A 7,254-nucleotide genomic window follows, 5' to 3' on the forward strand; every position below is an offset into this window, starting at 1 on the left:
TTTACTCATAGGTCTAATTTCGGGTGTTAGTCCCCTCGTAGACCAGCCTAAATCATCAATAAGCTACCTGCTCCGTTTTGCGGGACCACTATAGAGTTCTGGATTACCCGCGATTTAGACCTCGATTTTCAGCGATTCTGCACTCTTGACTCGGAAGCTTTGTTGACTAGGCTGCGGCCATGTTCGCAGGCACGCACACAGCAATTATCACACCTTTCCGCGATGGTCAGGTAGACGAAGCAGCATTCCGCCAATTGATCGAGAAACAGGTCGCCGGAGGAGTGCAGGGAATCGTTCCCGTAGGCACTACTGGAGAATCACCAACACTGGATGCTGATGAGCACCTTGAAGTGATTCGTATAGCTGTCGATGCTGCTGCTGGTCGTGTGAAAGTGATTGCTGGTACTGGCGCTAACTCCACTTCTGAGGCAATTCATTTGACCGAGGAAGCCGAGATTATCGGTGCCGACGCTTCACTTCAAGTGACCCCTTACTACAATAAGCCGTCTCAAGAGGGGTTGTATTACCACTTCCGAGCCATTGCTGAGAGCTCCAGTTTGCCGATCATGTTGTATTCTGTGCCTGGACGTTCGATCGTGGAAATCGCGCCAGAGACTGCGGCTCGCTTGGCTCAAGAGTGCGAAACTATCGTTGCAATCAAGGAAGCTGGTGGTCGAGTGGAACGAGTGGATCAACTCAAGGCGGTGCTGCCAACTGGTTTTGAAATCCTCTCCGGTGATGACCCATTAACTATCGAGTTCATGAAGCGTGGAGCTTGTGGAGTCGTTTCAGTGGCATCTAACATCGTTCCCGATAAAATCTCAGCACTGGTCAATGCCATGCTTGCAGGGGGGGTGGCTAAGGCTGAAGGAATTCAGGCAGAATATTTTAACTTGTTGAGCACTCTGATGTCAGTGGACACTAATCCTATGCCAATAAAAGCAGCAGCAGCTCTGATGGGTTTATGTTCGGATGAGATCCGCTTACCGATGTTGCCCCTCAAGGGTGAAGGCCTCGAACAAGTACGCACACTACTCAATAAATATTCTCTTATTTAGCCTCACCTATCTACCTATTACTATTATTATTATGACAAATCTTCTAATTCTTGGCCGATCTGGCCGTATGGGCCAGGCTCTCTTCGAGGCTGCCGAAGCTGACGCTCACGCGGCTGTCGGAAAAACCCACGACCACGGTGAGAATCTTCTCACTGCGTTTGAGGGCGTGGATGCAGCGATTGATTTTACTGTGCACAATTTCACAGAAAGCGTGCTCAATGCAGCGCTTGAAAACAAGGTGCCACTGGTGATTGGTACGACTGGTCATAGTGACGAGGAGAAAGCGCGTATCGTAGAGGCATCAAAGACCTTGCCTATCGTGTTTGCTGCTAACTACTCAGTTGGTGTGAATACTCTTTTTTATCTGACTCAGAAAGCTGCTCAAATTTTGGGCAATGAGACCTTTGATATCGAGGTTACTGAAATGCACCACAAGCACAAGATCGACTCACCATCAGGTACTGCTCGTCGTTTGTTGGAAATTCTCAATGATGAAACGGGCACTAGCTATAAGGAGGACGTGACGCACGGTCGTGAGGGGAATATTGGTCCTCGTCCGTCCAAGGAAATTGGTATGCACACGCTTCGTGGCGGGGATGTTGTCGGTGACCACACTGTCATGTTTGCTGCTGATGGCGAGCGTGTTGAACTCACTCATAAGGCATCAAGCCGTATGACATTTTCTAGCGGCGCCGTGCGTGCTGCGATCTGGCTCCAAGGACGTGCACCTGGTCTCTACGATATGCAGGATGTGCTGGGCTTGAAGTAATTTAAAATTAGAGCGACGAATGGCAACGCGCGTAGGAATAGCATTGGGGGCAAACCTCGGGCAGCGCCTCACGAATATTCGTGTGGCGCGCGATATGCTGCGCGGGTTGGTGGATCCAGAGTCACTCTATCTGCAGGCTCCTATTTATCAAAGTCAGCCAGTCAATTGCGCAAGTAATGCGCCTGATTTTTTTAACACAGTCATAGAGATTGACTATATGGGTGAACCCTATGACTTGCTGCGTATGACGCAAGGTGTGGAGTTCCGCTTGGGCCGTGAAGCCGTGTATGAACCAAACTCACCTCGGGTGATCGATGTCGATATTCTCTACTTCGGTAATGGTGTGATTAGGGAAGAAATTTTAACTATTCCGCACCCACGTCTCTTAGATAGGCGTTTTGTATTGCAGCCTCTCAATGACATAAGGCCAAATCTCATTTTACCGGGAGACACAGCAACGATCTCTGAACACCATCGCTATCTAGACTCAGATGAGCCACCACTCACTTTGGTGCAATCGGTTTGGTAGTGATCTAATTTCCTCTAAAGATGAATAATAGCCAAATCAAAGCAGCAGCCTTGCAGGCGCGTAAGGGTGGACAGCGAATTGCTTGTCTTACTGCATACGACTATCCGACTGCTAGACTTCTCGATGAAGCTGGAGTGGACTTGTTGCTCGTGGGCGACTCTTTGGGGATGGTGGTGTTAGGTTACCCTGATACGACGCATGTAACGATGGCGCATATGCTGCATCATGTGGCAGCGGTGGCGAGAGGTAACCAGAAAGCTCTGATTGTTGGGGATCTCCCTATCCATTCATACGGTAGCCCAGCTCAAGCATTAGAAAATGCGCAGAAGTTAGTGGCGGCTGGCGCCGACGCAGTGAAACTTGAAGGCGGTGTCCGTCAGGCGGATAAGGTTAAATCTATCGTCGATGCTGGGATTCCAGTATTTGGACACATGGGGATGTTACCTCAACGTGTGCTTCAAGAAGGCGGCTACAAGAAAAAGGGCAAATCCGAAGAGGAGTTTGAAGCAATTCTCGACGGGTGCCGAGCACTCGAAGCGGCTGGCGTCTTTGCGATCGTTTTAGAAAGTGTTGTTGCTGACACAGCGCAACGACTGACTGGTGCTCTCACAGTGCCGACCATTGGAATTGGCTGTGGTGAGAAAACTTGTGACGGGGAGGTGGCTGTGATCACTGATCTCGTCGGGGCCTACCCCTGGTTCGTCCCTCCATTTGCGAAACCCCAGGCCAATGTGTCTGCGGATGTGAGCGCAGCGGTCCGCTGGTACATTGAGCAGGCCTAATTGATCGGTTTGCTCGATCTGGTGCACTAGGGTGCACCGAATACTGGTTTCTCCAGTACACTTCGTCTCAAAATGGGCGTGAATCCTCGGAAAAATACGGCTTTGGAGGGGATTTGCCTCTGTTTGTGTTCTAAGTGGTAGAGCTTGGCGTTAGAAATATTTTTTGTGTTAGTTTTCTTTTCTAACTATTGGATTATCAATGGTTCTGGTGAATTTAGGTGTAAATCACTCATGCTGCTAGGGTTCCTAGCGTTTTGGCGTTTGACATCGAAGTGTATCAAAGTGTATAAGAGTGCGCTCACATGTATTAGCTGCCGATATGACGACGTATGAACATACCCTAGAAGGGGTGTACGAACACAAAATGGATCCCAAATGCCGGGTGTCTGTTCCGTCGGATTGGCGTGTGACTGCTGGGAGCGGGACGCTTCGTCTGATGCGTTCAAATGCATACAAGCTACCGACTTTGCGTGTTCTAACAGAGCAGGAGTTCGCGACGATTTTAGAAGAGATTCAGAATCGCAGCGACTGGACTCCAGCCCAACGACGTATGATGAGCGGCAAGCTGTATTCTGATTGTCAGAAAACAAAGCTGAACCCACAGGGGAAGCTGTTAGTGCCAAAGGCACTCTGTAGTCACCCAGATATCGAGCCGGAAGGTCAGGTCACTCTCGTCGGGAGAGGGGCATATTTCGAAATCATAAGTCCCGGCAACTATGAAGAAATGCGTGTTCGCGAGGAAGCTGAGATTGCTGAGCTCAACGCGGAAATGGATATCTTCTGATCTTTATCATTCTCCAAAACCAAGTAAGCAATGAAGCTTTCCTACCATGCAGCTGAGGCCAACGCTAAGGCAGGGAATCGCATAATTTCCTGTTCTCAGGATACTTATCTCTACTCAGAAGCCCCCGTACTAGGTGGTGGGGGGGCTGAGGATCTCCCTCATTACCACGAGACTGTGCTGCTAGAGGAATGTGTTCAGGCAATGCAAGCAGGCTCGGGTAAGGTGCTCGTAGATGGAACTCTTGGTGGCGGCGGTCACACTGGAAGGATGTTAGAGTGCGGAGCGGATGTCTACGGCATCGACCGCGACCCACAAGCTCATGCATATGCAGGAAAGCGCCTGAAGAAATTTGGAGATAGATTTCACCCTGTTGTGGGGAATTTTGCCGATGCGCTTGAGCTCATGCGCGAGCGAGGAATCGAGAAGGTCGATGGATGGCTAGTGGATCTAGGGGTGTCATCATGGCAATTCGATTGTGACGAACGTGGCTTTTCGTTTCAGAGGGAAGGACCTTTGGATATGCGGATGGGACCTAGCTCACCTCTGACTGCTGCTGACATTGTGAATCAGTGGAGCGAGCAAGAGATCGCGAGAATTATTTGGGAGTACGGTGAAGAACGAGCCTCTCGCAAGATTGCGAAGTATATCTGCGAACAACGCCAACAGACCCCCTATGTAACCACAACTCAGCTTGCCGCTAGTATCGAGAAGTTGATCCCGCGCTACGGAAAGAAAATTCACCCGGCTACCAAAGTTTTTCAGGCGCTTCGTATTGAGGTGAATGATGAACTAGGGGCTCTCAAAAAGTTGCTAGAGACAGCTGGTGACCTGCTAGCTTCGGGTGGACGACTCTGCGTCATCAGTTTCCATAGCCTCGAAGACCGAATGGTCAAACGCTTCCTCAAAAACGCGTCGATGAAAGAAATCGACCGACCCGAGTGGCCCGAGCCACGACCAAACCCCGATTACTCGTTTAACGCTATCACACGCAAGCCGATCAAAGCGACGGCTGGAGAGGTGAAGCGTAACCCTCGCTCACGTAGTGCCGTTCTACGAGTGGGAGAAAGACTCTAACTCTATCAATTGTAATGAATAAAAAACGTTCACAAACAAACCATTTCGGATCACTTCACATAGTGATGATTCTTATTATCACTGCACTGTTAGGTACAGGTGGTGTGCTGCACGCTGTCATGAAGAACCGCCAGGTTGTGGTGGCTCGTGAGATCGATAACGCCCAAAAACGTATCGAAGAAGCTGAAGAGACCATGAAGATGGTTCAGGTGAAAATCGACCGCAAGCTCAACCGTCACATGATCCGTGCCGAGCTTGCCAATCGTGGCTCTGATCTGGAGCAAATTCCGTCATCTGCCGTCGAAGTTGTGACATCAGCATCCTCTGCGATTGCACAGACTACCCCCTAAAAATGGATAAATCCGCCCAGCGCCGCTGTATTATACTTTGCCTTATACTCATTTCGAGTCTGAGCGCATTGTCTGGGCGGCTGGTTTACCTGCAGGTTTTCGATAGAGCCCGCTATGCTGAGAATGCGGGGAATTCCTATCGGCGTAAAGAGGTGGTACAGGCCAACCGCGGAGTGTTACTCGACCGCAACGAGGAGATCATCGCGAACACGGTGATCTCTAAATCTGTTGTGGTGGATATATACCACCTCAAGGAGGCTGCGCACGTAGCTAAGGGTGTGGCATGTTCCCAGCTCCGTGAAGAGCCAGAGTGGAAAACCTGCACCACTAAGCAGAAGAACTCGAAGATCAATACTCGGGTGCGGAAGTTACTCGATCAATACAGCGAGAACCCCACTGAGTTGGTCGAAATGCACTTCAACTATGCAATCGACGAGCTAGCTCGCCCATTGGGCTTGAGTAAGGAAGAGCTGAAAAGCAAAATTCCCATGACAAAGAAGGGGGGCGAACGAGTGGTGTATCAAGGTCTGCCTTCTGAATTGGCTGTGCGTTTAGAGCGTTTGATAGAAGACAGACGCATCAAAGGTTTCTTTTTTCGTGAGGAAAAGCGTCGTTGGTATCCGGCTCCAGAGTTGGCATCGCATTTGATCGGTTATGTCAGTCGTGACGGCAAAGGATTGGCGGGTGTTGAAGCATCCATGAATAAGTGGATGGAAGGAACCAATGGCTACGAAGTCGAAATGCGAGACATCCGTGGCAATGTGATGCCCGCGCATAAAGGTGCTTTCCGCCCACCAAATAATGGACTCAATGTGCAGTTAACTTTAGACATGGGTATACAGGCCATCTGCGAGGAAGAACTTGATCTTGGTATGGCCGAATTTGAGGGAGTGAAGGGCTGTGTGGTTATGATGAACCCTCACACAGGAGAGATCCTAGGGATGGCTAGCCGTCCCCACTACAATCTAAACCTACGTGAGAAAGTAGTCACAAACGGATACAACTTTGCGCTGCAAGCAATTTACGAGCCAGGCTCTACTTTCAAGGTGATCGCAGCAGCAGCAGCGATCAACGAAGGATTAGTCAATATCGAAACAATGATTGATTGTGAGAATGGGTATTACAACGACGGAGTAGCCAGGGCAGTAAAAGATAAATACCCTAAAGGAGTGATTCCAGTGTGGAAGATCCTCCAGAAATCAAATAATGTTGGCTCATACAAATTAGCAAAGAAGGTAGGCATGAATAAGTATCATGAATACGCGAGAGCCTTCGGTTTTGGTGCGAAGACTAATATTCAGCTCGCAGGTGAAAGTAGTGGACGTTTAAAGAATACTGGAAACCCAACGGACTTTTCACGAGTTGCCTATGGTTACGGCGTCAGTGTGACCCCACTACAGATAGCGAATACTTATTGTGTGATAGCTAATGGAGGGAAATTGATGCAGCCGCATATTGTTAAAAAAATTGATACCAATTCAGGCCTACTCATAGAGGAGTATGAACCTAAGATCATCCACAGAGTGTTGACTGAGGATACTTCCCGACAAATGCGTGAAGCATTGATGACTGTGACGCGTAAGGACGGCACAGCGTGGCGCTCAAAGGTCGATGGATTTACCAATGGAGGAAAGACTGGAACAGCGTGGAAATACAACGTGAAAACGAAGATGTATGACAAAGACCGTTCCACTGTTTCCTTCGCTGGGATGCTCCCAGCAGAAAATCCTGCCTTTGTTTGTGTGGTTGTTGTTGACGATCCACAGACAACCAAAGTAAAGCACGGGGGCGGCTCCATAGCTGCACCGATTTGGAAGCGGATTGCTGAGCGCACTGCAGCGCACATGCACCTGACTCCTACGGAAGAAATCTCTGAACAACTTACCAAAAACAAATGATTTTACGTCA

Annotated in this window: 8 protein-coding genes; all 8 read left to right on the forward strand. The window is 49.3% G+C overall.

The genetic code is table 11. The features are described 5' to 3' along the window. Positions 1-179 precede the first annotated feature (179 nt). The 8 genes from dapA (at position 180) to ABGY95_RS09815 (ending at position 7,244) form a co-directional block, all read left to right on the forward strand. Positions 180-1,058 carry a 4-hydroxy-tetrahydrodipicolinate synthase gene (dapA, locus tag ABGY95_RS09780; protein ID WP_347441496.1) on the forward strand — a complete coding sequence of 293 codons (879 nt, stop codon included), beginning with the start codon at positions 180-182 and terminating at the stop codon, positions 1,056-1,058. Between the two features lie 31 nt (positions 1,059-1,089). Beyond that, a complete protein-coding gene (gene dapB / locus ABGY95_RS09785; RefSeq protein WP_347441497.1) occupies positions 1,090-1,827 on the forward strand; it encodes a 4-hydroxy-tetrahydrodipicolinate reductase in 738 nt (245 codons plus the stop codon). Positions 1,828-1,846: 19 nt separating this feature from the next. Beyond that, on the forward strand, positions 1,847-2,356 hold the full coding sequence (folK, locus tag ABGY95_RS09790; RefSeq protein WP_347441498.1) for a 2-amino-4-hydroxy-6-hydroxymethyldihydropteridine diphosphokinase: 510 nt from the start codon (positions 1,847-1,849) through the stop codon (positions 2,354-2,356). A 20-nt stretch (positions 2,357-2,376) separates the two neighbouring features. Next, a complete protein-coding gene (gene panB / locus ABGY95_RS09795; protein ID WP_347441499.1) occupies positions 2,377-3,138 on the forward strand; it encodes a 3-methyl-2-oxobutanoate hydroxymethyltransferase in 762 nt (253 codons plus the stop codon). 319 nt (positions 3,139-3,457) lie between these two features. Next, positions 3,458-3,922: a hypothetical protein gene (locus ABGY95_RS09800; protein WP_347441500.1), complete on the forward strand. Its 465-nt coding sequence runs from the start codon at positions 3,458-3,460 to the stop codon at positions 3,920-3,922. A 30-nt stretch (positions 3,923-3,952) separates the two neighbouring features. Next, a complete protein-coding gene (rsmH, locus tag ABGY95_RS09805; RefSeq protein ID WP_347441501.1) occupies positions 3,953-4,996 on the forward strand; it encodes a 16S rRNA (cytosine(1402)-N(4))-methyltransferase RsmH in 1,044 nt (347 codons plus the stop codon). A 14-nt stretch (positions 4,997-5,010) separates the two neighbouring features. Then, a complete protein-coding gene (locus ABGY95_RS09810; RefSeq protein WP_347441502.1) occupies positions 5,011-5,346 on the forward strand; it encodes a hypothetical protein in 336 nt (111 codons plus the stop codon). Positions 5,347-5,348: 2 nt separating this feature from the next. Continuing rightward, a complete protein-coding gene (locus ABGY95_RS09815; protein WP_347441503.1) occupies positions 5,349-7,244 on the forward strand; it encodes a penicillin-binding protein 2 in 1,896 nt (631 codons plus the stop codon). Positions 7,245-7,254: the final 10 nt, after the last annotated feature.

Source organism: Rubritalea sp. (assembly GCF_039830215.1).
Taxonomy (GTDB): Bacteria; Verrucomicrobiota; Verrucomicrobiia; order Verrucomicrobiales; family Akkermansiaceae; genus Rubritalea.

Bases quoted from the DNA above. Each gene is read 5' to 3' on its own strand.
- dapA (WP_347441496.1), top strand. From the start codon at position 180: ATGTTCGCAGGCACGCACACAGCAATTATCACACCTTTCCGCGATGGT.
- dapB (WP_347441497.1), top strand. From the start codon at position 1,090: ATGACAAATCTTCTAATTCTTGGCCGATCTGGCCGTATGGGCCAGGCT.
- folK (WP_347441498.1), top strand. From the start codon at position 1,847: ATGGCAACGCGCGTAGGAATAGCATTGGGGGCAAACCTCGGGCAGCGC.
- panB (WP_347441499.1), top strand. From the start codon at position 2,377: ATGAATAATAGCCAAATCAAAGCAGCAGCCTTGCAGGCGCGTAAGGGT.
- ABGY95_RS09800 (WP_347441500.1), top strand. From the start codon at position 3,458: ATGACGACGTATGAACATACCCTAGAAGGGGTGTACGAACACAAAATG.
- rsmH (WP_347441501.1), top strand. From the start codon at position 3,953: ATGAAGCTTTCCTACCATGCAGCTGAGGCCAACGCTAAGGCAGGGAAT.
- ABGY95_RS09810 (WP_347441502.1), top strand. From the start codon at position 5,011: ATGAATAAAAAACGTTCACAAACAAACCATTTCGGATCACTTCACATA.
- ABGY95_RS09815 (WP_347441503.1), top strand. From the start codon at position 5,349: ATGGATAAATCCGCCCAGCGCCGCTGTATTATACTTTGCCTTATACTC.